Below are 23,238 nucleotides of genomic sequence, written 5' to 3'. Positions count from 1 at the left end.
TTTATAAATCGTCTCCCATCACCGGTATCGATAAGCAGATAAGCCTGGTTATGCCATTAGCAGTTCTTGAAGCATTCCTGCTTTCAATGTCGTCAACGTGATCACGATTTGAGTTGAGATAACGACTCTGTTGCTGAAGACTCTCAGTTAATTGCCACTCACCAGATTCAAGAACAGCACCCGCTAACTCGGCACATACTGTTGCAAAACCATAAAGCGCTTGATTATCGCGGGTAAAACGCAGCGGCATCGTCTGGCCTTTTACAAGAAGGGACCATTCCAAAACTCTGTACTTACCTTTTAATCGGTTACTGACAAAAATAGTTATACTTGTACCGCTGGCGCCAACAACTAAAAAGCTCGTGATAGCTAGTCCTATCAGAGACCATAACTCTGGTTTCCCACTTAGTAACAGTGGATTAGGCAAATGACTCCTCAAAACGAGATCAGCACCAAGGGTCAGCGCTGTTTTATACACTGCTTGTTCTAATAATGGAGTTGCATTGACCAGTGACGCAACAGCATCACAACTATAAGGTTCTAGAACTGCCGTAGCTCTCAACCATTCTGTTTCATGGGCAATCGCCAACAAATTTGACCAAATTCGAACCAGTGCCGCTATATGAATGGAGTTTTCATCAGTCAGGACGGTTTGATTAAGCTGCTTATCCAGTTCCTGATGCCAGTATTGGTATTGGCTTGTCAAAAGTACAAACAACTCAGATTGAAGCAACTTATTATTAGTTACCGGTCTTATCCTATTTGACATCTCATTGAATAGTTGTATAAATTTTTTGTCTGCTTGTTGCTCACGCTTTAGCAGATCTTGCTGTTGTTGAAGCATCTGTAAATCGTATTCAATGGCCTGCTTAAAAAGTGTGAGTAAGGAACAGTGTTGTGATGCCCGATCTGGGCTTGAAAAGTCCAACATACACAAAGTACCGAAAGTTTTTCCGCTAGGCCAAAGCAATGGCAGGCCATAGTAATAACTAAAGCCTGCTGCAAATGTTGGGTTATTGTTTTCATATCGGGTACCGATTGCATTTTCAACTAGTAATGGCTGGTTACTGGAAATGACTTGGGAACAATAAGTGTTAAGTGCCAATGGAACAGGTTCACCGCAATAAAAAGTTGGTACTGACACACTGCCAACAGCCTGACAAATTTCGTTTTTATCTAATCGATTAATCAGCACACAAGGCACTTCCGCGACTTGAGCCATCGAGTTTACAATGCCTTGCCAGCGCTCTAGGAGCAGAGCGGTTTCTATGCTCAAATCTACTGCCATTTGTTCCCTCAGTATTTAAATAGTCCCCTTTTGCATCATTCGATCTTGTTTATCTCAGAGTATCAAACAGGAAACAAAGTGATTGATGTCAATCAGGGAATTAGCAGCATTGATGCATTAAGCGGCGCACATACACTCTAAGTAAAGTGCTTAAGTCTGATTATGGCAAGAAATTGTTACTTTGTCAGGGATAGTCAACACTTTATTAGCGAGAGACTTGCTTGGCTGACATTTAAGACAAATCGCGAGATTCCAAATCTGCCACCAACAGTCGGAACTGAGTAACTCACTTGAGCTTTAAAAAGTAAAGCATTGAAATATTTATGGTATTTATACATCCTACCTAGCTCACAGCAGAGTTTAGCATCGTGCATTAATATGACCTTACACTAAAAATACGTACTAGTTGACGTCTATCAAACTCGTTTACGAGATAGTGTAGTGGTCGACAAATTTTGGCCACATCGTTATTGCCTAATAACCGATGCTCTCTTTAAATGCGAAATGAGTAGTGCACGCATTTTTAGCCTTTTGGCAAAACGTTGATGTCTCGAAATTTTCAAGCGCTGTGCCTTGTTTATTTTCAGAAACGTCTGCTTTCAGTGAGTTCCTGATGCTCGGGCGCTCTAAATTATGGGTATAGACAATCTGATTTGCCCTATATTTGCAGTTTTTCGTGAACCCTTAATTTCACAACTCTTTTAATCTGATATCCAAAGTCTGCATCCATACATAGCCCCTACGTAAACTGTCCAATAGGTCATGTTATACGAACTATTGAACATATTATATCTATTTTACATGCTGTAAAGTCAGTCTAATCAGTAAGTGGATGAAAACTAAGGAGGCTTTATGAAACTAGATTATGTGATCGTTGCCGGAGGGTGTTTTTGGGGTCTCGAAGACCTCCTTAGAAATCAGGACGGCGTGACGTCAACGAAGGTGTGTAGTGGCACTGAAATGGCGACTGCGCAAGACGTGAAGATGAGCTGTCTGATAGCAACGGATTATCAAGCAGAACCTTCTTAAATACAATTTATTCCACGCCAATACAGCGTGCTGTCTTTCAAATCACTAGGAGAAATTTATGTCACGTTTGAACACCCCTACCACAATCGACGCCGCGCCTACTGCTACCCATACCTCACTCAAGGCTGTGGAAAAACAACTGGGCCGCGTTCCTAACATGTTCCGCGTCGTTGCCAACAGCCCTGCTGCGCTGACTGGCTTCCTGCAATTGAGCGCAGCATCAGCACAGGGCGGCTTGGGTACAGCGACTCTTGAGCGTATTGCCCTAGCCGTCGCTGAGATCAACGGCTGCGATTATTGCCTTGCTGCCCATTCCTTCCTAGGCCGTAAGGTGGCCAAGCTTGATGATGCTGAACTCACTGCCAACCGCAGCGGTGCATCAAATGACCCTAAGGCCGACGCAGCCGTGCGTTTTGCTGCCGCCGTAGTCCGCCAGCGCGGGCAAGTCAGCAATGACCAGGTCCAAGCGGTGCTGAACGCTGGCTACAGTGATGCACATGTAGTGGATATTCTGTTGGCTGTTGCCCTGAACACTTTCACTAACTACGTTAACGAAGTGACACAGACCGAGGTCGACTTCCCGGCCGTTCAACCACTAGGCATTGATGTCTAATCCATTGGTGCTCAACTACAGCAATTACCTAAGTTAGGTTCGACTCGAGTAAACATATAGTTTTTCTCAAGAGTCATATCATTTTAGTGGGCTACATAGAGTGAGTCCACATGGCTAAAAATAATTGGAGATATAAGATGACTATTCCCGAAATTGAAAATGGTGTCCAGACTACCAATACCCTTAGTAATAATCTCGGTGCAAAAATCACTAAGTTTGGTATAGGTGGCATCTACGTTGCCATGACGATAATATATTTGTGGTTTGGTGGCATGAAATTCACTAGCTACGAAGCAAACGGTATACATGGTTTTGTTAGTAATAGCCCTCTGCTTTCGTGGATGTATAGCTTCCTCAGCATTCAAGGATTCTCAAATTTTCTGGGTGTGCTTGAAATTTCAGTTGGCCTGTTAATCGCTGCACGAGTTTTCTCCCCTAAGCTCGCAATCTTGGGCGGTGTACTTTCAACCGGACTCTTTTTTACGACATTGTCGTTCATGCTGACTACACCCGGTGTTTTTGAGGCATCTCTTGGGTTTCCTGCGATCTCTGTGGTTCCTGGCCAGTTTTTGCTAAAAGATTTAGGCTTGTTTGTCGTGTCTATATTTATCGTAGGTACATCACTTACAGCACTGGAGCACAAAAACAAATAAGCCTCACCCGAAACAACTATAAGTTAGATGGCTCCTAAACACATTAGAGAGCCTTTATTTTTATCTTTTAAGTGCTTCAAGTACGTGCCTTACTAGAGGCTGTTGATCTTTGAGTGAAAAATGAACGGCATAGCAACAAGGTATAATGGTTTCGCCAAAAATCAAAAATACCACCGAGAACGGACGTTGCTATGCCAAGGACAATGCTAACAGATAACGCCTAGGAAGCCCTAAAGCAAATACTTAAAGAGACAGGGCGTGTTTACAATAAATATGAACACCGAAATACACTGGAAGGCATACTTTATCGTATGCGCACAGGCATTCAGTGGCGAGATTTGCCTGAAAGTTCTACTGGGGATAAATGAAAATCCTCTATCTTTTTAATATCCTTAGGAGCAAACCAATATCTTATTGCGGTATTACAGGTTCGCGTACCTTCCGCTACTGGGCATTTTTCCCATACGTTAATTTTCTTTTTTTTATTATTTTCTTTTTCCACCTTTTTGATTGAATCTAAATCAGTAACTACCAAAGTCTTAAGTTCAAGAAAGTCGAGGAGTGGATAAAAAAGATGAGCATGAGCTCCTCCAGCTTCAATACAAGTTACATACTGGCTTGCTAATTTTTGATGTTCTGGTAAGGATTTATCAACTAATTCTCTGAGGCGAGGCATTAATAACCGTTCAGTTGTCCCCTCAACCATAATCACTTTATCTGCAAAATAAAGATCACACTTAGTCAGAGTCATGTATTTATGCAAGAACTCTTTATCAGTAACAGATATTGTTTGCATACCCTTTTTAAAATCTTTAACTTTAGTATTTCTAATACTTTTCACTGCATCTTTTTGGTTATAGAAATATCTTACTGCATCAAAACATGCCGCATTAGCAACATGAGAAGAATGTGTAGTAATAATAAACTGAACATTCCAAACGTCTTCTGCTGGATAGGCACTCGAAAGCTTTTGAATAGCAACATTTAATTGATTAATAAAAACTTCCTGCATCTGTGGATGCAAATGAGCTTCAGGTTCTTCAATGAATATCAAATGGGCTGAAGGGCGAGTAATTTGAGATCGGTAAATTTTGTGATAGCTTTCAAGTTGTAGCAGCATATAGATTAAATTTCGCGTACCAAGACCATTATATCCCTCAGGTAAATGCACACCATCTGTACCACTATAAACAACTTTTGTATGCCCAGACAAAAGTGCCTCTACATTTAATGAAGTTTCAGGCCTTAATTCAGTATCATTAAGACTTGGAAAACCCATCACCCCCATAACAGGTAATAACTTTTTGAGCATTTTGTCAAAATCACTTTGAACATTAAGCTCAATATCTTCAACAGATTTCTTTAATTTCGCAGCTAACTCTTGATCAGATTCTGTAGCCGTTGGTGCAGCAGCTGTTTTAAACAATTCACTAAGTAATTTTCCGATAACATCAGCCTCACCAAGCTTTGTCTTATCAAGAGTTCTTTGTGCTTGAACAAAGTTACATTGTAATAATGCTGCGAATGCTGAAGTATCCTCGAAATTTCTCTTATTAGACTTATCCGTCGGATCTATTGCACTAACATGCACTTCGTAAATTTTTGATAAGTTATTACGTAAACACTTAAAAAAATGTATTTGAGGTTCCATACCTACTGGTGGTTGAGGTATATCAAACAACAAATGCATTTTTGCTAAGACAGGCCTATATTCAATACAAGCAATCGCTGTTGTAGAGTCCATATCTAAATCAATGATAAATGGTGAAAGAGGCCCTAAAGTCGGGGCATCACTATCGTATCGAAATGTCAAAGAAAGAGTGATTATAGGCAGTGTATTATATATCTGCTCTGGACTTGCCCCCTCTTCTTTCAATTTTCTTGCATTTAAAAACTTCTCACGAGACAAACTAGAAAAATCTTCCAACCTAAAACGGGCTCCTGACTCACCACAAAAACAATCAAATATGCTAGTAAAAGATGTTTTTCCGCTATTATTTCGCCCTACAATCACAGTTGAATTCTTTTCTAATACAATCTCAATATCTTCAAGAAGTCTATACCCCTCAACTCTAACTTTTTCGATACGCATTGTTCCCCCCAAAATACATTGGTTATTGTAACTTTATCTATTTTTTCAAAGGTTTCGCCCAAGAAGAGCATGTAAATTATTTTGTGTACATTACGTTCTTTATAAATGATTTTTTAGCTAGTCGTCCACGCATTCGACAACTGCTCAGCTTGCTTCATCACAAGCTCAATCGCTTCAGCCGCTTTATCAGGCGGGTATTTCCATCGCTGCAAAGTACGACGTACTAATATTTTCAGCTGAGCACGCACACTATCCCTAACCTGCCAATCCACTGTCGTTGACTTCCTAAGCTTCTCTGTAATCTCTCGTGCGATCTGTTTCAGCGTATCGTCTCCAAGCTCTCTGACAGCACTTTCATTGTTTGCCAAAGCATCATAGAAAGCGATTTCATCAGGATTCAAACCAAGTGCAGCTTCACGCTGCATCTCTGCCTGAAATTCTTTTGCCATTTGAATGAGTTCTTCAATGACCTGAGAAGTTTCAATCGCTCGGTTATTGTATTTCCTCAAGGTTTCCTGCAAACGGTCAGAGAAGCGTTTTTCCTGTACCACATTGTTTCGCGTCTTTGCCTTAATGCCATCATTGAGTAACTTTTCCAGAAGTTCAACTGCCAAGTTACGGTATGGCATCTGCCGTACATCTTCCAAGAACTCATCTGAAAGCAAGCCAATATTAGGTTTATCCAAACCACACATTGCAAAGACATCTGTTACGCCATCAGCAATGACAGCATTGTCCAGAATCTGTTTTAGCGTACTGTCCTTTTCCGCTTGCGACAGTTTACGATCTACAGAGGTATGCTTGCTAATGACCGCTTTAATGGCTGAGTAAAAGGCAATTTCTTTGTGCAGGTTCTTCGCTTCATCCAAGGTGCTGCATAAAGAGAAGGCTTTATTGATTGCCAGAACTAAATCAAGAAAACGCTTTTTACCATCCTTTAAGCTCAGCACATAGTTAGCTGCGGGGATAATCAGTCGGTGTGCCTGAGTTTCATAAGCACCCAAATCCATACCTGCCTGCTCGTTGGTTTTGGTGAACATTCCTCGTATTGCATCCATCTTTTCAGCAAGCACTGCATAGGCTTCTTCTGCACGTAAAGTCGGCTCACCTTTCCCTTTGGCATCGGTATAGGTTTTTAAGGCCAGCTTCAATTCATTAGCAATGCCGATATAGTCAACAACTAGTCCACCCTGCTTATCTTTAAAGACACGGTTCACACGTGCAATTGCCTGCATGAGGCTATGCCCCTTCATCGGTTTGTCGATATACATGGTGTGCGTACACGGTGCATCAAAACCTGTAAGCCACATATCGCGTACAATCACCAGTTGTAAAGGATCGTTTACGTCCTTAAAGCGTTTCTCAAGGCGTTTTTTAGTTTGCTTATTGTAGATATGCGGCTGCAATAATGGTTTATCTGAAGCTGAACCCGTCATCACAATTTTGATTTTGCCTTTTTCAGGATCAGGGTCATGCCAATCTGGACGTAAGGCAATAATCTCATTGTAAAGGTGGACACAGATCTCGCGGCTCATGGTCACAATCATGCCTTTACCCGCCGTGGCTTCTGTACGGGCTTCAAAGTGTGCGACTAAATCCGCAGCAATCTGTTTCAGCCGTGGTGTGGCACCCACCAGCTTTTCTAGTCGGCTCCATTCGCTCTTAGTCTTTTCTCTGTTACCAACATCTTCTTCATCTTCTACAACCTCATCGACTTGTTCAGATAGCTCTTCGATTTCAGCCTGATTAATATCTAGCTTTGCCAAACGTGATTCGTAATAGATGGGTACAGTTGCACCATCATCAACGGCATCCTGAATGTCATAGATGGAAACATAATCACCAAAGACAGCTCGAGTGTCTTTATCTTCACTTGAGATCGGAGTTCCAGTAAAGCCAATAAAAGCCGCATTCCTCAAGGCATCACGCATGTGCTTGGCATAACCGAACTTGTACGTGCCATCGTTACCTAGTTTTGCTTTCAAACCATATTGGCTACGATGTGCTTCATCTGACATGACCACAATATTGTGGCGTCCATTCAATAATGGATGCTCACTCTCACCATCTAATAATGCAAACTTTTGTACCGTGGTAAAAATGATCCCGCCAGACTCACGCTCAGCTAAAAGCTGTCTCAGCTCATCGCGGTTATTGGCTTGTACTGGGGTTTGCTTTAATAATTCTTGGGCATTGCTAAAGGTTTCAAAGAGCTGTCCATCCAAGTCATTACGGTCAGTCACGATCAACAAAGTTGGGTTGTGCATGGCAGGCTGCTGTAATAGTTTACCTGCATAACAACACATGGAAATACTTTTACCCGAGCCTTGGGTATGCCAAACAACGCCTGCTTTCTTATCCCCATTCGGATTGGCTGCTGCAATGGTCGCTTGTACCGCTTCCCTAACCGCATGGAACTGATGGTAGCCTGCAATTTTCTTAATGGTCTTTTCGCCATCTGTTTCAAATAACACAAAGAATCGGATGTAATCTAAAAACAATTCTCGATCAAAGAAGCCACGAACAACTGTTTCTAGCTCCCACTCTAAAGCAGGTTTGTCATCTTCATTCTTAATCGTACGCCACGGCAAAAAGCGTTCCTGATTCGCTGTCAGTGAACCAATACGAGCTGTTACGCCATCACTTACAACTAAAGCTTCATTAAAGATAAATAGATCAGAGACTTCTTCTTTGTATGTCTGCAATTGGTTAAAAGCATCCCAAATATCCGTATTTTCATCAGTTGGGCTTTTCAGCTCAAGGACTGCAAATGGAATACCATTAATAAAACAGATGATGTCAGGACGTCGAGGTTGTTTAGCACCTAGAACAGTAAATTGATTAATCGCCACAAATCGGTTTTGATGCACATGGTTGAAATCCACCAAGAAGGCATGGTCATGTACCCAATCGTCCTGTTTCTTATAGGTGACAGGCACACCCTCCAACAACATACGATGGAAGGCACGGTTATTGGTGACTAGATCCAGACTTTCAGGTTTACTCAATTTCAATAACACTTGCTCAAAACAACCAGCAGGCAAATGTGGATTCAAACGTTCAAAAGCTGCCTTTAAATCAGCTTCCAATAAGATCTGTTTATAGTCTTTGCGTAAAGGATTACTGCTATCAAGTGCAATATCAATACCATGAACGACTTCCCAACCATTTTCGGTGAACCAATCAAGGCAAAGGTTTTCTAGTTGTGTTTCGTTCATGATTCCCCCCAATTAATATTAATTAAAAATTTCTATAATGTTAGATATGTCTAATGACTAATTATTAGCAACACCTTTATCCAGACTATCTTTTGCTACACTTGAATAATAAGATTTAGTCAACTCTGAAGTAAGGAAATTATCCATAAGCAATTGAATAAATAAATCTTTGGAAACTTTAGTATCTAATATGATCTTATCAGCGGCTTCATTAAAGCGAATTTTTCCTGTTAGAGTAGGAAAGTTTTGGCAAAATTGAATAATTTCATTATTAGGAATTCCTGATTTCAATACAGGAGAGGATTTTGCAATTTTTGTAAATCTTCTTGCATATTTTATATCATCAAGTAATTCTAATAGAACTTCCTGATTCTGAACTAACTGAATTTTTTCAACTGCTGCAACTCCTAAGGCAGCTTCTTTTTTAATTACATCATGAAATCCAAAACTCTTTTCTATAGTTTGCAAGTCCACAACCAATAAAGCACCATCCACTTGAAACATTTGAAACCCTGAGCTTATACGTAAGAACTCATCATCTATCTTTTCAAGTCGTGATTTCGATTTTTTAAGAAATAAACCTGAACGTTTAAATATATTAACCTGTGCTAAAGTTTTATACAGAACAATTTGTTTTTCATCATTACCTAACTCTATCAACAAAGCTTTTATTGAGGAAAGATCATGCTGATTCAAATTTAATTTAGGCAAATCATCAGTCGATATTACAGTATTTATTGTGGCCAACTCACTTGGAATTTCAAGATCATAAATATAAAGAGCATTTAATCTCTCATCTGAACTAGAAAGATTTAATACTGTTAGATCATCATTATCAAATACACATTCTTTTATACTTTGAACGAATATTTTTTTTAATCCATTTAACGCTTCTGATTCAATATCTATTTTAACTGGATCACTATCACCTCTATTTTTCAAAATAGCGTAAACTGAAACACCTACATCATCATAATTATCAATAAAGTAATTAACTGATTTTTTAAGATTATCAAGATTCATCTCTCAAGCCTTTTACAAAATAAATTCTATCATCTAGTTTTATGTATGAAACTTTAGCCCCCACTTTCATTTTTGTTCTACTTATCAAAATTATTCCATCTCTTGCTCCAGTTTTAAAACCACCATTTGCTCGGTATATACGAAACCCCAAAAGTGCTAATGATGGGTTAGCATAAAAGAGATCCGTTTTAACATATATGGCACCCATAACCACCAATAAAAGTACGAGTACGACAATTTGTCTTCCTTCACTAAAATCAAAACTAATTAAAGGAACTACATATGTTGCCAAAAATGTTAAATGCTCATAATTAGCATCATCAATTTTTTTTATCTCAAAAGGAATTTCTGTTGTTCCTTTCAAATCAAAATCAAATTTCTTGTATGCATAAAAACAATAAAGCAATGCCAAGAATGAAATTATGGTCAAAATATTTTTTAATATTAACTCACACCATGATTCGAAATCTTTTATAAAAAAATACTCACCTGGAAACTGAATCGACATAATAATAAAAAATAAAAATAACAATCCTAAAGATAGAATGTATAAATCAACTTTCCTACGTGTATTTGTTCTTGCCATGACTTATCCTAGCCTTTTAACAAAGCAGCATCTAACTCACCCGACAATAATTTGGGTAATAAGGTATCCCTTAAAGCTATTAAGCTATTATTTTCATATAAATTATTTTTTATATGCCCCATAATTTTTTCAACTTTAGACTCAAACAAGTCCATCATTTCTATGCTTGGTTTAATAGAAGTAACAGTATCAAATGTTGATTGAGTAATGGTATCAAATACAGCACCATGAGTATTTTTCTTTAAAACCTCTACTGCATTTTTTATCAAATAGTAGGTCATAAATTGCCTTACACCATTTATTCCTTGAACACCATAACAAGATTGGTTCATAGCCATTTCATAACCAACCAATGCTATTTTTCCTACAGTGCCTCTAGCAGTTATAATTGTAGTTCCTACAGGGAGTAATTTCGTTGAACTTTTATTTAAACCAAGTTCTGAAATTTTTTCTTGTGTAGTAATAACAAAAACTTCACCTTCATTTGGAACATCTTTTACAGAGAACCAGAAAATATCACCATTCCAATAATTTGGCTCAGATCTTTTAGGCGTTCCCCCACCAATTAGTGTGATCATTTTTGATAGCGAATATTTATCCCACCCCTTCGGCACTTCCCCTAGCTCAGTCTCTACTAATTCATCAGGAAACAGCGCAGCACTCGCTTGTAACTCAGCAAAGTCATCTTTAGACATTTGCTTCAGCTCTTCTTGGCTTTTACCGCTAATAACACACATAGCAGCAAGTTCAGTGTCTTTGCCTTCCCGCTTAGCTGTTATTTTGGCACGCACAGGGTCAAAGTCGATAAACCAGCTTTTAAAAATGGCTTGAGCAATGGATTCTAAGGTTTGGTTAATTTGGTTGTTGAGGTGGATTTTGTCATCTAAGTCGGAAAGAATTTTTCCAATACATTTTTGCTCTACAATTGGAGGAATAGGTAAAATAATTTTTCTAAGCTCTGACTGCTTAATTCCCTTAACAGTTGAACCAGTCGCTCTTGCTTCTAATTGATTTTGTACAAAATCAGATTGCATTAAAAATAATAAAAAATCGTTCTCTAAGAAATCAACTTTGCCTCGTAAAGTAACTATTCTCTGTGCTAAAGCAACATTTGCATTCTTAATTTGTGCAACTTCACCTAATGGTGCTTCTGTCGTTACAACAATATCACTTATTTGAGGAATGCCTCTGACCATCCAGCTTTCATAATCCTCATCAGCAATAAATTCATCCATTGGCAATATTCGACCAGATTTGACAACCTTAGCTGTAATCAAGGGAATGCCCTTATCCACTTTTTTGGGCGTCTTTCCCCTGTAATCGATTAAGGCATCTAAAGCATCTTCTAAAACTACTTGCTTCCAATTTTTAGGAAAATCAATGCTCACACACCACCCCCAAATTCTTTCTTAATCACCCAATAACCACGTGTTCCACCTACACGCTCAAGCCAGCCTGCATCTTTTAAGTTATTCAAATGCTTTTTCACTGCTGACTCATTAATAGCAAGTTGCTCCGCCATAGCACGATAGGAAATTTTCGGGTTCTGCTGAATTAAATCTAAAATCTCTTTTTGCCGATCTGTCAGCATATCTTCTTGGATTGAGCCACCTATTGAGCCACCTATTGAGCCACCTATTGAGCCACCTAATTGCTCAATCGAAGGACGGTAAAATTCCCAATCGACAAAATCACCTTGTGCTTTCAATTGAGGTTCGGCATTACCTGCCTCCAAACATAGATCTTTAATACGGGCAATCCCACTGCCCCACTGCTCGATATAACCCAATTCTTTAAACACACGAGCCAAAACACGGTTACGGATCTCAGAACGACCTTGAGCCAAATCTTCTTCAGTCAGACCATTGGGCAAGCCACCCGGGGATACAATATTCAGGATGTCATCATAAATGCCAACCTTAATATCACGCCCTGCATTGCTATAGTCACGGTGCAGCACTGCATTCACCAAGGCTTCACGAATAGCAGGAATGGGGATTTCATAACTTTCTGTACGTTGTAACCCTAAAATTTCTGCCCGTAGATGCAGATGATTCTTGATGAATTGCTCTGTTTGCTTCAACTGGCTAAACAAGTCTCCACGGTATTCTTTTTTATCTAAAAATACGGTCATGGTGGTGCCTTTAAAGCGGCTGCATTTGATTTCAACCTGCTCATAAAGCCCCAACAAAATGAGTAACCCATGACTAGGATAATCCTGTCCATTCTGCTGAATGATCAATTTAAGATTCCGCATCTTTTGCAAAGACAGCTCTTTACCCACCTCAGCAAAGGCTTGCTTTAAAGGCTGTAAATCTATGTCGTCTAAACTGTATTGCGGATTCGGCTGCTCATCAAAAGTCTGGTTCAGACGCTGCAATTCGAGTTGCTGGATATACTCAGGCGATGCTACACGATTACTTGCACCCAAACGGATATAGGTTCCCTGTGCCTTGCCTTGTGGTTTGAGATAATAAGGCAATAACGAACCACGGCTGACTTCAATCACCAGCAACTCTATGCCTTGGATATTCTCGATATAGATATACGGCAGAATGTTTGGCATACACAATTCATTGATCATTGAGGTGATCTGATCTTGCAGCTCAAAAATATCATCTTGAATACCTACGAGTTGGCGATCATCACTTACACCCACTACCAATTTACCACCACTGGTATTGGCAAAAGCAATCAGGGTCTTTGCCACCTGTTGCCCTTTCGGTAACTGCTCTTTAAATTCAAGGGTTTGACTTTCACCCTTCTGAATTTCCAGCAATAAAGGATGATCAGAACTCATAGCCCAAGCCCTTTAGGTTCTTTTTAATCTCACTTTCCAAGACCGCACTTTCAGCAAATTGTTCTTTGAGCTGAGCGGTCAAACGCAGCATTTTCTCAGCGAATGGCTCGCCATCATCTTCCTGCTCGACTGCACCCACATAACGCCCTGGAGTCAATACATAGTCGTGCTTCTGAATATCTTTTAACTCAGCAGAGAAGCAGAAACCTTTCTCATCTTGATACTTTTCACCCTCAAAATTATCTCCCTGTTGCCATGCGTGCAGGGTCTGGGTGATTTTGGCAATATCAGCATCGGTAAAGTCACGCAGTACGCGATCTCTCATATAGCCCAAATTACGGGCATCGATGAACAGCGTCTTACCTTCACGGTTAGCTTTCTTTTTATCTAAAGACAATCCGTTCTTTTTGTCCTTGGTTAGAAACCAGATACAGGCTGGAATTTGCGTGTTGGTGAACAATTGTCCTGGTAATGCAACAATGCATTCCACCAGATCGGCTTCGATCAGGTTTTTACGGATCTCACCTTCATTGTTGGTATTGGAACTCATCGAACCATTGGCAAGTAATAATGCCATACTGCCCGTAGGTGATAGATGGTGCAGCATGTGCTGCATCCAAGCAAAGTTGGCATTACCTTGTGGCGGTGTACCGTATTTCCAGCGTACATCACTTTCTAGCGAAGCATGCCACCAATCTTTGATATTAAAAGGTGGGTTAGCCATAACAAAGTCAGCACGTAAGTCTGGATGCTGATCCTCTAAAAAGCTGTCTGCATTTTTCTTACCGAAATTAAAATCAATCCCGCGAATCGCCATGTTCATGGCGGCCAGTTTCCATGTGGTCGGGTTACTTTCCTGACCATAAATGGAAATATGCTTTTTCTGCTCTGAGGCTTTGTAATGCTTTTCCTGCGCATGTTGTTCAATGAACTTTTCACTAGAAACAAAGAATCCGCCTGACCCCATTGCAGGGTCGTACACGCGACCTTTATAAGGTTGTAGCATTTCAACAATTAAGGTGACAATGCTTTTAGGCGTATAATACTGTCCACCCTGCTTGCCTTCAGCCAAGGCAAACTGTCCTAAAAAATATTCATAAACATGCCCGAGAATATCTTTACTGTGCAGACTGAGTTTTTCGCCATTATATTCAGGCTTGGTAAAACTGGTGTCAGAGAAGGTGTTGATCAGATCAAGCAGCTTGTCATTGTCCAGCTGATACTGTCCAATACGATTCAGAATACCCTTAAGCTTTGGATTGGCTTTTTCAATTTCATCAAAGGCATTGTCAATCAGCCAGGATACAGAGCGTAGTTTGACATCTTGCCCTTGTTCATCCTGCCAAATGATAGAGCCAATCGCTTGTGCTGCTGCATTACGGATACTTAACCAACGTGCTGCTTTTGGCACCCAAAATACGTTTTTTTCTTGGTAGTAATCCAATATTTCTAGTTCTTCAGCAATAGCCTGCTGGTATTCTTCATCGCTGTCGTACTGATCACGCGGCATGTAATAGATGTTGTGATCACCTTCCTGAGCAAATAAATCCTTGAGTTCAGACTGACGCTCATCGAAAGCATCCGAGACGTACTTTAAGAAAATCAGCCCGAGAACAATATGCTTATAGTTAGCAGCATCCAGACTACTGCGTAATTTATCGGCGGCTTTCCAAAGCTTGTCATCTAAGTCATTTAGAAACTTTTGTTCCAATGAATGCATTTTATTTCCTCAATCCAAGATCAACCGCTTTGGTTTTATACTTAATGTTAAACAATGTTGCTAAGTTAGCATATCTACGACCTATTAAAAGTCATGCACTTAACAAAAAAATAGAGATTAATGAAGTCTTGTCATTTTAACGAGATAACCATAGCGAATATAGTCCTTTAACAACTGCTACGTCTTATAATGTCGTAAAAAAAAAGAGCAACCTAGAAAGTTGCTCTTTTCCAACCAATCGATTAATTGACGGGTCTGACTGATCGCTGCAACCCTTGCTGAATATCCTGCACAAACCCTTCAGGCGAAGCTTGTTGCTCCACCGTACGGTTTTGTTCTTGTTCAGGGTAGTATTCCTCCAGCACATCTAACCCTTCCTCTATATCCGTTTCAAACCGTGCATTGGCAAAACCCTTCCTTGCGGTAAAGTCTAAAGCTTCCTGATCAAACCCCGCTTGCTTGCTCTGTTCATCAATTTGCTTCGCCTGAATAATCGCCTCATTCAAGCTAATCCCTTCTCTTAAAGTCAGATCCACGTAATAGACTGGCTGACGATAGCTCTGTGTCGTACTCTTACCACGCAATATCAACTGCAATGGGAGGCAAGATAACAAACCATTAGACGCTGCATGGTAATAACTCAGTCGCGCAGCCAAAGTCCGAATACTGTTAAAGCCTGCGGTTCTAAAGATAAAGGTGCCAAATTCATCAGAATCATCCAAATTCACATGCAGGCGACCGTAGGGCTTGCAGTTCCCTCCTTGAGCCAATGGGCATAAATCAGGGGATGGACAGGGATGTTGCTCTACGCCTTGACTGGTTAAACGCTGGCATGTTTCACCGTTACCGACACAGACTGGCCGTCCAGTCTGACGGTCAAATAGGCTGTATTCTGCACGTAGGTTTAAGTCAGGATCATTGAAGATCATTCTGACCGGGATTAAGCGTAACTTTTGATTGAGAATATTCGCTCGAAGCTGATCATCCAGTGGATGTTTTATCCAACCACTCTCTTTGCTTTGGATTTGGCTGGTAATGGTGAATTGGTCATCCTTTTCAGGGATGCGTTTCCCATTCTTTTCGACAACCTTGCCGATACTGATCCGCCCAAGAATTGGCGGTGTAATGGCTAGACCTTTAATCATGTTGAAATTCCTCTGTAGTTGATATGTTTAGATGTGTTGCACTGTTTGCTTAAATTAAAATCGGCATAAAAAAATCCCATGCAGGGCTGCACGGGATTTCAGATTGCTTCTTGCTGAGTGATTAACTCTAAACTTTGAGCTAATCGTGATAAATGTTGAAACGACGGCTGCCTGCTTTCTGCAATGGGTATTGTTGGATGAGTTCAGGTTGGTGCTGAAGTAAGGACTTGGTATCCAGACTGATACTGTCCTTGCTCTTCTTCCATGTCACCGAACCTTGCTGAAATACAGCACGTTCATGTTCCTGCATCAGTGCCTGAACTCGGTGTTTGAGTAGATCAAACTGGCTTTGGTGCTGTTCAAGCTGCTGTTTCTCCTGTATCAGCTGATCAAACAGTTCATTAGCAAGTTTCACCTCCGTTAGATCAACACAGCTCAGTGGGGTATGTTCAGGATAGAGCTGTTGTAAAGCTTTGGCTGCCGATTCACTGGCATCAACAGCAGGCGGAACGTCATTTTCAACACATTCCCAAAATAATCGTTCTGCCTGAATGATTTGTTCAATCAGGGCTTCGTTACGACTGACTTTGTAGATTTTGGTTTCCTGTCCACACAGCAAGACACAAATATGTGCCGCTTGTTTACCTGTCACCGCCAGTTGGTGTTGTACCTGACACAACACGTATAACGGCACACCATCTCGCCACAGTTTAGCGCCATATTCTCCTGCGGTTTTGCATTCCAGTATTTGCACGTCTTCATTGCCCACCACGGCATAATCCAAGTTCGCCAACATAAAGGCTTTATCAGGATCAGGATGCTGTAACACCGCATTGACCCGACGGACTTTATTATTGGTGTGCATGCTGTAGTATTCTGCGACCAAGGGTTCTAACTGTTTACCCCAATATAAAGGTGCATGCCCTGAGCTTTCATCTTCGATGTTTTGCTGTACCCGTCCTGTTTTAATCATCCACAGTTCTAGCATCGACATATAGGGATTCAAGCCACAGGCAGCTGCGGCATCACTGCTGCCTATTCCCTGTTTACGCACTTCCAGCCATGCCTGATAGTCCAATTGTTTGGTGTTGATCAGACGTTTGGCATTTAAACTACGTTTTGAACCTGATTGACTTTGTTTAAGCTTGTCATTGGCTACAGTTGGTAAATACTGAGATTGAGACGTTACTGTTGGGTTTATAATCTGATTCATGGGTTTATCCTTCTATCATTGATTTTAAAACGGCATAAAAAAAGCCACATCCGAAGATGTGGCAAAGAGGGATCGTTAATCAGGAGGACACATGATCGTGCTGATCAGATGCTCTAATGATAAAGTCTAAAGATTAAATCAAGCTTAAGCGGCTAAATGTAAAGCCTGCTCCAATCCCCGTTGTTTCAATGCTGCCCCTGCACCAAACCAAGCAGAGTCAAGGCGATGATCGGTACTCATCGCACGACGTTCATGGTCGACAAATTCTGTGATCGCGCAAAGCAATCCATAAGCGGTGTCTTTGGCTGAAGATAAGTCTGCTCCACGTCCCTGCCCATTAAACATATTCATGACTTTGGTCATGGCACGTCCATTCGGTTCAGTTTTATTGGGTTGTGGATTGGCTTGAGACGCGACATTACGGTAGTACTGAATAATGTTATCCTCCTGTTCCATCGCACTTAGGCTATTGTTGTTAAATACCGCATCAAAATAAGCCGCTGCTTCTTTCTGGGTGACTTTACGTTGGGTGAGTTGTTTCATTTCATACATGTGGTCATACCATGTTTTCACTGAAATACCGAGTTGATCTTTGACTTTGTCGGCATCGAATTTGGTACTGTGCGGTACTTTGACCACGCCTGCATTGGAACTCTGTCCACGTAAGGCAATGGCCAAAGTGTTGTTACACACCACACGGATATTGGTGAATTGTGCGGTGGTGGCTAAAGTACCATCACATGCGGTTGCTAGCAGAATATAGCCATTGCTGACATCACCACCTTTCAATTCTGCAGTTTGTCCTGTACGTGCCAAAGCCCAGAACTTTTTCCCACCTTTTAGGACACCTGCGGTTTCCAGTTCAAAGCCTGATTGCTCAGTCAGATCACGGTAGAACTCCAGAATTTCCATCGGTTGGACTTCTTGATAACGCTGACTCACCACCGATAAAGGAGCATACGTATCTGAACGGTACAGTACCCGTTGTTCTTCATACGGCATAATGATGCTTTGTCCACGATCATTTTTAGCCATGTAGCTGACATTGGATGATTCAATACGCCAATCCATACCTGCTTGCTTGGCCCAGACTTCAATCGGTTGGTTTGGGCTAAGTTGATTGCCTAGACCATGCCAAGGGGTTTGTCCGACATACGCCATTTGTTCAATTTGATGTGCCATTTTGATTATTCCTAAAAAGAATGTGTAATGTGATGTTTTAAAGAATCGATTTATTCAACGATGTACCAGTGCAATGGCTGAGAAGTGATTACCTCGCCCATGCAAACTGTTGTTGGCAATCCAAGCAGACATACTGCTCGGCATTGCTGTAATATTTTTCATAGCAGTACTGACTGACAATAACCAATACACCACCCACCACAACACCGATGGCTGCGCCTGTAAAAGGCGGGAATCCTGCCTTTTTGGCAAGCTGCATGCCGAACAGCGCCATCTGTGTTGGTGAGATACAACGTTGTAGTTGCTCAAAATAATTGGCATGCGCATTGCCTGAATCGGTTTGTCTGACCTGGGTAGACTGACAGTAGGGACATCGAATAAAAGACATGGGTATTCCTTGCGAAATGAATTCAGTGCGAAGAGCGAATTGAGGACATAAAAAAAACCGTGCCCATTGAGGACACGGTTTGATTTGGTGTTTCATCTAAATTTAAATGCTGTGTTTTAACATTTAGAATGCAAGACGGTTATTGAAAGCTATAGCTTGCAGTGCCTTTATCTGTTTCGACATCAACCTGCACCACATTACTGTAGCTACAGTCTGTTAATTTTAGTCTTAAACGTTGCCCCATCTTAAAATGCTGCGGATATTCCAATGATCGACGATAGCCTTCATAACGACATTGTCCATGATTGACAGAAACATGGCTGACATCGATAGGCTCTGCAATATTGGAACGGATGGTCAATACCGTAGCGGATTGATTTTGGGCATACCAGTTACTGGTATCAATTACATCGAGTTCTACCGTAAATATATTTGGATCAAGGCCAGAGTTACAGCCAGTCAACAACATTCCTGTCGTTATAGTCACTGCGAGTAGGATCGGTTTAAAAAATTGCTTCATAAATTCATCCTCAGCAGTAGTTATAGCTCACGCCATAATCGCCTGTATTTAAATCAATGCTGGCCAGATGGATTTCACAGTCTGTGCCGTTATCAAATTTATAGACGTAGTAGCGATTACCCGCTTGCTCCGACTCCAGTGCGCCATGTTCTTGCAAGCTAAAGTCTTGCACTGATTTGCCTGTATCTTTTGCGGCTTTGGCGAAGATATAGCCTTGATACTTGTCTATATTGTCCCGCTCAAATTCAGGCAGTTCATCATAAGGCAGCATCGACAGTAAGGTATCCACCGCCTTAAGGTTTTGATCAAACTCAAAACTCAGCAATTCAGGTTCATGGTCTGCTGGACTCAGACTTTTGCTTCCCGTGGTCAATTCTTTGACATCAATCCCATCCACTTCCGCTGCGGGAATCTCGGTTGATGCGGCAGAAGTGGCGGATTCTAAAGGCTGTGCAGAGCTGGTCTCAGAAGTACTGGCTGGAACCATTTTTTCAGTTACATGTTTGGGGCTAAAGAAATAGATGCCTGCGATGCTGATCAGGGACAGGGCTAAGATTGCCGCCAAGCCCAATATGGTTTTTTGGTTCATCTTAAATGCTCCCCATTTTTAGTTGGGTACAGTGACTTGACCATTCTGCGCATTAAAGTGAACAAAGCGTGGACAACCACCTTGAAAGTTCACCGTGAAATTACGCCAACCACGGTTGCCAGGATTAGTTTTATAAAGACATTGATAAACCCCACCACCTGTATGACGTGCTTGAACAAGGTAGGATTCACTGGCTTGTGCAAACCAGCCTGCCTGCACCAATGATGCGCCTGCAAGTAGTGATGAAATCAGGGTCGTTTTTAGGAAGGTTTTAAACATCATCATTTTCTCTTTTTTATAGGCATCACTGGTCTTGGTCTTAATCAGACGCAGTGCTCCCCATGCATGAATGTTGGATTGAATATCTATGTTTTTTTGAAGTGTTATAGACGATAAAGCACACGGATCTATGACCCTCAAAACAGCATGAGAGATTCATCTTCATATCGGTAATATGTACTTGAAAAAGTTTTATTCTTAGAAAGTTATCGACACAGCTATGCATTGACTGCACAGCATCAGGTCTAATCGCCAATCGGCACAAACATGAAAAAAGAGAAATATAAAAGACGGTATTGATGTAAGCGCATGGCGTACTCCTTTGTTTTAAAAGAATCCTGCCAAATCACTGCTAATATGATGGTGGCAGAACGAAGGAGGGTTAGCAGACTGGTAACAAAGAAACCAGCACGCGCAAGCGCGTCCCCCCTCCGCCCTACCGCAAAGAAAGGGGGACGAACGGGTCCACAACATGCAAAATGAGATTTCACATATTGTCTTTGTTAATGGGTCTGCTAAAACCCGCTGACGATGTAGGTCAGCAGGCTAAGGATAATCTGCACGCTGTAGAGCGTCAAGCAAGTGCAGGACTCTGATATAAATTTTCAGCGCCGTACAGGTGCTCCATCAAACCATTTAAATCCTTTAGGGTAAATGCAGATTCTATTCGGAAGCCCAAACTGCCCCGTTTGATTCTCTGGCATGCTATTTAATGCACCCAAAGGACAGCCCGCTTCTTCTTGAGTGATCCGATCAATCCTCAGCGCTTTTTGTGCATCAGCATCGGAAAGCTGATGATGCATTTCTGGATAAACGCATGTGCCTAGATATCCAGTCGCTCTCATCCAGTGCTCTCTGCTATCATTGCAATATCCCAAAGGATCAGAATAGAGTGATCGGTTAAAGCTCAGATAAAAGTGGATCACATAACGCTGCTGAACATCATCCCGTACAATTTGATAAAAGCGGTAAATGGCTTGTGTTCTATACCAATACTCAGCCGCTAGACTTTTTTGGAAATTTGATAAAAATCGCTCTAACTGTCGCAAATCGATAATTTCATTTCCCCCCTCATTTAGACTTAGTTCCAGTTTTAAATCCGCTGCATCGGGATAGATCTGGCTTGTATTACGGTAGGATTCTCTCAGCTTTTCAATCCGCTTCTCGTAGCGCTCATTCAGCTTATGCATTTCTTCAGTTAAGCTGGTGCTTTCAAACAGCACTCTCAGCCGCTTTACGATCTTATCGATATAAAAACCAGCGCTTCTTTGCGCCGTGACCTCAAAGAACCGAATCTGCTCTTCCTGTAATACACTGCAGTAAGCCTGAAAGAACTTGTCTGCCCAAAAGGAAAAAGACAAATGCTCATGAATGCCAACGGCCATCATTCTGCGCCATGCTGAAAAATAACCCGACAGTTTCCGCTTGAACTCCTGATCTATATTTTTTTGATGAGCATCGTAATCAGTACCTTCTGGAATTGGAGCAAAGCGAATCGTTTGGTAATGCTCTAAAACGTCTTGTTCTAATCGGGGTGCTGTAACAAACTCTAACTCTGAATGGCTCATGTGTTGTCCTACGAATTAATTAACTTCATAGAACTGGCATCTTCATAATTTTTTAAACCAAATCTCCTCTTCCAGCTTTGCTAAAGCGGTCTGCGCATCCCATTCTTTGATTCTTCTATTTTCTTCTGTATCAGGTATTGGGCGACCATGATGCCGATAATCCCCCTTATAAAACGTTTTAAGCCCTCGCGGTTTAACCAATAACGTCTGCTCGTATTTATCAGGGTCACTGAGATACGCAACTGCACCCAAAGCATTATCGCCTTGTTCGGGTATTGTTCGACGAATCTCTCCAATGCCTAAACGACCCTGCTTCTCGTAGTTGTCTTTATTCGCTGTCGTGTTGATGTTCCATCCAACACCTTTGCTTAAAGTAATCTCATTCCACTTCTCAATTACCCCTTCAGCAATTTTATAATCGCTCTGGTGCTCAGACCGATTAATCACTAATGCCAAGTGAGCATGAAAGCCTTTGGTTATACCCTGCTCCAGTGCGATCGCATAGGTCAAAAGTGCATCAAAATATCCATTCTTATCAGTGATCAAATCACGCAGTTTTCCGATATGCTGATAGAAGTCATTTACAGTAATTTCACTCATGCTGTCCTTGCTATAGCTCAAATCCACTCTGATCACTAGAACCGAATAATACCCCTTGATTGCGCCTTCGAACTCCTCAAGTAATGCCACTCGATTCAATTCTTTCCGTCTCGCAAAGCTTTTGATCTCATCACGTATCAGCCCTCGATGCGCATGCAGGATTCGTCTTAATGCCTTAATTTCCCCTATTGAAAGCCCTGTCAGATATTCAGCAAAGCTGAGCATGCCACGCTGACTATTGACGTATTCAGTGACTGCAATAAAGGCCCGAATTGATGCTGCATACTCAAGCCCTTCTTGTTTAAACGCTTCAAATGCGCAATACAAGCGTTCTAAGTTAAAAATGAATGCTTCGTCTGAAATATCAAAATTAAGACATACATCTACAAAGCGATGAATGGTATACATCACCCCTGCTTGATGATCCAGATCTAATGGAAACACGTTGAACTTCCTTAACTATGATTCACGTCATAGTTAAGCAATCGACTTATTTTTTTAAATGGAGTCCTTATCTCAAGTAAGGAAAAGTCATCCATATATCGAATAGTGATCTCATTCTGCATAGACCATTGATCAATAACGTCATACATATGGGGTATCTATTCAGATCTGTATGACATGTCTCGTGGTTCTTGTTATCTGTATGAGTAATTGTATTGATATATCTAGTATTTATAGTTCTATACTCTATAGTCATTAATCTATTATTAGTATTAATCTCTATATTAA

Annotated in this window: 20 protein-coding genes and 1 pseudogene; 4 read left to right on the top strand and 17 right to left on the bottom strand. The window is 41.0% G+C overall.

The genetic code is table 11. The annotated features are described in order from the left end of the window. Nucleotide 1 precedes the first annotated feature (1 nt). Complete coding sequence (locus Aba26S_RS07655) at nt 2-1,288, bottom strand: GAF domain-containing protein (protein ID WP_000257537.1); 1,287 nt, start codon at nt 1,286-1,288, stop codon at nt 2-4. A gap of 852 nt (nt 1,289-2,140) precedes the next feature. Here Aba26S_RS07655 and Aba26S_RS21370 point away from each other — a divergent pair. The 4 genes and pseudogenes from Aba26S_RS21370 to Aba26S_RS07635 all read left to right on the top strand — a co-directional run. Further along, on the top strand, nt 2,141-2,317 hold the full coding sequence (locus Aba26S_RS21370) for a peptide-methionine (S)-S-oxide reductase (RefSeq protein ID WP_005006244.1): 177 nt from the start codon (nt 2,141-2,143) through the stop codon (nt 2,315-2,317). Between the two features lie 58 nt (nt 2,318-2,375). Next, nucleotides 2,376-2,930, top strand: a complete 555-nt coding sequence (locus Aba26S_RS07645) for a carboxymuconolactone decarboxylase family protein (protein WP_043971153.1) — start codon at nt 2,376-2,378, stop codon at nt 2,928-2,930. A gap of 137 nt (nt 2,931-3,067) precedes the next feature. After that, nucleotides 3,068-3,583, top strand: a complete 516-nt coding sequence (locus Aba26S_RS07640) for a YkgB family protein (RefSeq protein WP_004911234.1) — start codon at nt 3,068-3,070, stop codon at nt 3,581-3,583. Between the two features lie 239 nt (nt 3,584-3,822). After that, nucleotides 3,823-3,930, top strand: a pseudogene (locus tag Aba26S_RS07635) (transposase); the annotation flags it as partial. Here Aba26S_RS07635 and Aba26S_RS07630 read toward each other — a convergent pair. The 16 genes from Aba26S_RS07630 to Aba26S_RS07555 form a co-directional block, all read right to left on the bottom strand. Beyond that, nucleotides 3,909-5,675, bottom strand: coding sequence for an ATP-dependent endonuclease (locus Aba26S_RS07630; protein ID WP_002115233.1), 1,767 nt, complete (start codon nt 5,673-5,675; stop codon nt 3,909-3,911). The pseudogene Aba26S_RS07635 and the gene Aba26S_RS07630 overlap by 22 nt on opposite strands. 113 nt (nt 5,676-5,788) lie before the next feature. Beyond that, on the bottom strand, nt 5,789-8,893 hold the full coding sequence (locus Aba26S_RS07625; RefSeq protein ID WP_043971151.1) for a type I restriction endonuclease subunit R: 3,105 nt from the start codon (nt 8,891-8,893) through the stop codon (nt 5,789-5,791). Nucleotides 8,894-8,950: 57 nt separating this feature from the next. Beyond that, nucleotides 8,951-9,916 carry an anti-phage protein KwaB gene (gene kwaB / locus Aba26S_RS07620; protein ID WP_043971149.1) on the bottom strand — a complete coding sequence of 322 codons (966 nt, stop codon included), beginning with the start codon at nt 9,914-9,916 and terminating at the stop codon, nt 8,951-8,953. Beyond that, nucleotides 9,906-10,502, bottom strand: coding sequence for an anti-phage protein KwaA (gene kwaA / locus Aba26S_RS07615; RefSeq protein ID WP_043971147.1), 597 nt, complete (start codon nt 10,500-10,502; stop codon nt 9,906-9,908). Before kwaA ends, kwaB begins: the two co-directional genes overlap by 11 nt. A gap of 8 nt (nt 10,503-10,510) precedes the next feature. Further along, nucleotides 10,511-11,890, bottom strand: a complete 1,380-nt coding sequence (locus Aba26S_RS07610; RefSeq protein ID WP_043971145.1) for a restriction endonuclease subunit S — start codon at nt 11,888-11,890, stop codon at nt 10,511-10,513. Beyond that, nucleotides 11,887-13,302 carry a helix-turn-helix domain-containing protein gene (locus Aba26S_RS07605; RefSeq protein WP_043971143.1) on the bottom strand — a complete coding sequence of 472 codons (1,416 nt, stop codon included), beginning with the start codon at nt 13,300-13,302 and terminating at the stop codon, nt 11,887-11,889. Before Aba26S_RS07605 ends, Aba26S_RS07610 begins: the two co-directional genes overlap by 4 nt. Beyond that, on the bottom strand, nt 13,292-15,022 hold the full coding sequence (locus tag Aba26S_RS07600) for a class I SAM-dependent DNA methyltransferase (protein WP_043971141.1): 1,731 nt from the start codon (nt 15,020-15,022) through the stop codon (nt 13,292-13,294). Before Aba26S_RS07600 ends, Aba26S_RS07605 begins: the two co-directional genes overlap by 11 nt. A gap of 242 nt (nt 15,023-15,264) precedes the next feature. After that, nucleotides 15,265-16,167 carry a hypothetical protein gene (locus tag Aba26S_RS07595; RefSeq protein ID WP_043971139.1) on the bottom strand — a complete coding sequence of 301 codons (903 nt, stop codon included), beginning with the start codon at nt 16,165-16,167 and terminating at the stop codon, nt 15,265-15,267. A gap of 139 nt (nt 16,168-16,306) precedes the next feature. After that, nucleotides 16,307-17,380, bottom strand: coding sequence for a YqaJ viral recombinase family protein (locus tag Aba26S_RS07590; protein WP_043971137.1), 1,074 nt, complete (start codon nt 17,378-17,380; stop codon nt 16,307-16,309). Between the two features lie 144 nt (nt 17,381-17,524). Beyond that, nucleotides 17,525-18,562: a DUF932 domain-containing protein gene (locus tag Aba26S_RS07585; protein WP_043971135.1), complete on the bottom strand. Its 1,038-nt coding sequence runs from the start codon at nt 18,560-18,562 to the stop codon at nt 17,525-17,527. 88 nt (nt 18,563-18,650) lie between these two features. After that, nucleotides 18,651-18,950 (bottom strand): hypothetical protein, encoded by a 300-nt coding sequence (locus tag Aba26S_RS07580; protein ID WP_043971134.1) that lies wholly within the window; start codon nt 18,948-18,950, stop codon nt 18,651-18,653. Between the two features lie 139 nt (nt 18,951-19,089). After that, complete coding sequence (locus Aba26S_RS07575; RefSeq protein ID WP_043971132.1) at nt 19,090-19,470, bottom strand: hypothetical protein; 381 nt, start codon at nt 19,468-19,470, stop codon at nt 19,090-19,092. Between the two features lie 10 nt (nt 19,471-19,480). Continuing rightward, nucleotides 19,481-20,059, bottom strand: a complete 579-nt coding sequence (locus tag Aba26S_RS07570; protein ID WP_043971130.1) for a hypothetical protein — start codon at nt 20,057-20,059, stop codon at nt 19,481-19,483. Nucleotides 20,060-20,077: 18 nt separating this feature from the next. Beyond that, on the bottom strand, nt 20,078-20,338 hold the full coding sequence (locus Aba26S_RS07565; RefSeq protein ID WP_002116785.1) for a hypothetical protein: 261 nt from the start codon (nt 20,336-20,338) through the stop codon (nt 20,078-20,080). Nucleotides 20,339-20,943: 605 nt separating this feature from the next. Continuing rightward, on the bottom strand, nt 20,944-21,906 hold the full coding sequence (locus Aba26S_RS07560; protein WP_043971129.1) for a hypothetical protein: 963 nt from the start codon (nt 21,904-21,906) through the stop codon (nt 20,944-20,946). 42 nt (nt 21,907-21,948) lie between these two features. Then, nucleotides 21,949-22,950, bottom strand: a complete 1,002-nt coding sequence (locus Aba26S_RS07555; RefSeq protein WP_043971127.1) for an inovirus-type Gp2 protein — start codon at nt 22,948-22,950, stop codon at nt 21,949-21,951. Between the last annotated feature and the right edge of the window lie 288 nt (nt 22,951-23,238).

It is taken from the genome of Acinetobacter sp. NBRC 110496 (assembly GCF_000876115.1).
Lineage (GTDB): Bacteria > Pseudomonadota > Gammaproteobacteria > Pseudomonadales > Moraxellaceae > Acinetobacter.
This window is presented reverse-complemented; position numbering and strand designations above follow the sequence as displayed.

Excerpts from the sequence above, each read along its gene's own strand:
- Aba26S_RS07600 (WP_043971141.1), bottom strand. The coding sequence starts at position 15,022 with ATGCATTCATTGGAACAAAAGTTTCTAAATGACTTAGATGACAAGCTT.
- Aba26S_RS07595 (WP_043971139.1), bottom strand. The coding sequence starts at position 16,167 with ATGATTAAAGGTCTAGCCATTACACCGCCAATTCTTGGGCGGATCAGT.
- Aba26S_RS07645 (WP_043971153.1), top strand. The coding sequence starts at position 2,376 with ATGTCACGTTTGAACACCCCTACCACAATCGACGCCGCGCCTACTGCT.
- Aba26S_RS07565 (WP_002116785.1), bottom strand. The coding sequence starts at position 20,338 with ATGTTTAAAACCTTCCTAAAAACGACCCTGATTTCATCACTACTTGCA.
- Aba26S_RS07560 (WP_043971129.1), bottom strand. The coding sequence starts at position 21,906 with ATGAGCCATTCAGAGTTAGAGTTTGTTACAGCACCCCGATTAGAACAA.
- Aba26S_RS07605 (WP_043971143.1), bottom strand. The coding sequence starts at position 13,302 with ATGAGTTCTGATCATCCTTTATTGCTGGAAATTCAGAAGGGTGAAAGT.
- Aba26S_RS21370 (WP_005006244.1), top strand. The coding sequence starts at position 2,141 with ATGAAACTAGATTATGTGATCGTTGCCGGAGGGTGTTTTTGGGGTCTC.
- Aba26S_RS07625 (WP_043971151.1), bottom strand. The coding sequence starts at position 8,893 with ATGAACGAAACACAACTAGAAAACCTTTGCCTTGATTGGTTCACCGAA.
- Aba26S_RS07630 (WP_002115233.1), bottom strand. The coding sequence starts at position 5,675 with ATGCGTATCGAAAAAGTTAGAGTTGAGGGGTATAGACTTCTTGAAGAT.
- Aba26S_RS07585 (WP_043971135.1), bottom strand. The coding sequence starts at position 18,562 with ATGGCACATCAAATTGAACAAATGGCGTATGTCGGACAAACCCCTTGG.
- Aba26S_RS07580 (WP_043971134.1), bottom strand. The coding sequence starts at position 18,950 with ATGTCTTTTATTCGATGTCCCTACTGTCAGTCTACCCAGGTCAGACAA.
- Aba26S_RS07590 (WP_043971137.1), bottom strand. The coding sequence starts at position 17,380 with ATGAATCAGATTATAAACCCAACAGTAACGTCTCAATCTCAGTATTTA.
- kwaB (WP_043971149.1), bottom strand. The coding sequence starts at position 9,916 with ATGAATCTTGATAATCTTAAAAAATCAGTTAATTACTTTATTGATAAT.
- Aba26S_RS07570 (WP_043971130.1), bottom strand. The coding sequence starts at position 20,059 with ATGAACCAAAAAACCATATTGGGCTTGGCGGCAATCTTAGCCCTGTCC.
- Aba26S_RS07655 (WP_000257537.1), bottom strand. The coding sequence starts at position 1,288 with ATGGCAGTAGATTTGAGCATAGAAACCGCTCTGCTCCTAGAGCGCTGG.
- Aba26S_RS07575 (WP_043971132.1), bottom strand. The coding sequence starts at position 19,470 with ATGAAGCAATTTTTTAAACCGATCCTACTCGCAGTGACTATAACGACA.
- Aba26S_RS07640 (WP_004911234.1), top strand. The coding sequence starts at position 3,068 with ATGACTATTCCCGAAATTGAAAATGGTGTCCAGACTACCAATACCCTT.
- kwaA (WP_043971147.1), bottom strand. The coding sequence starts at position 10,502 with ATGGCAAGAACAAATACACGTAGGAAAGTTGATTTATACATTCTATCT.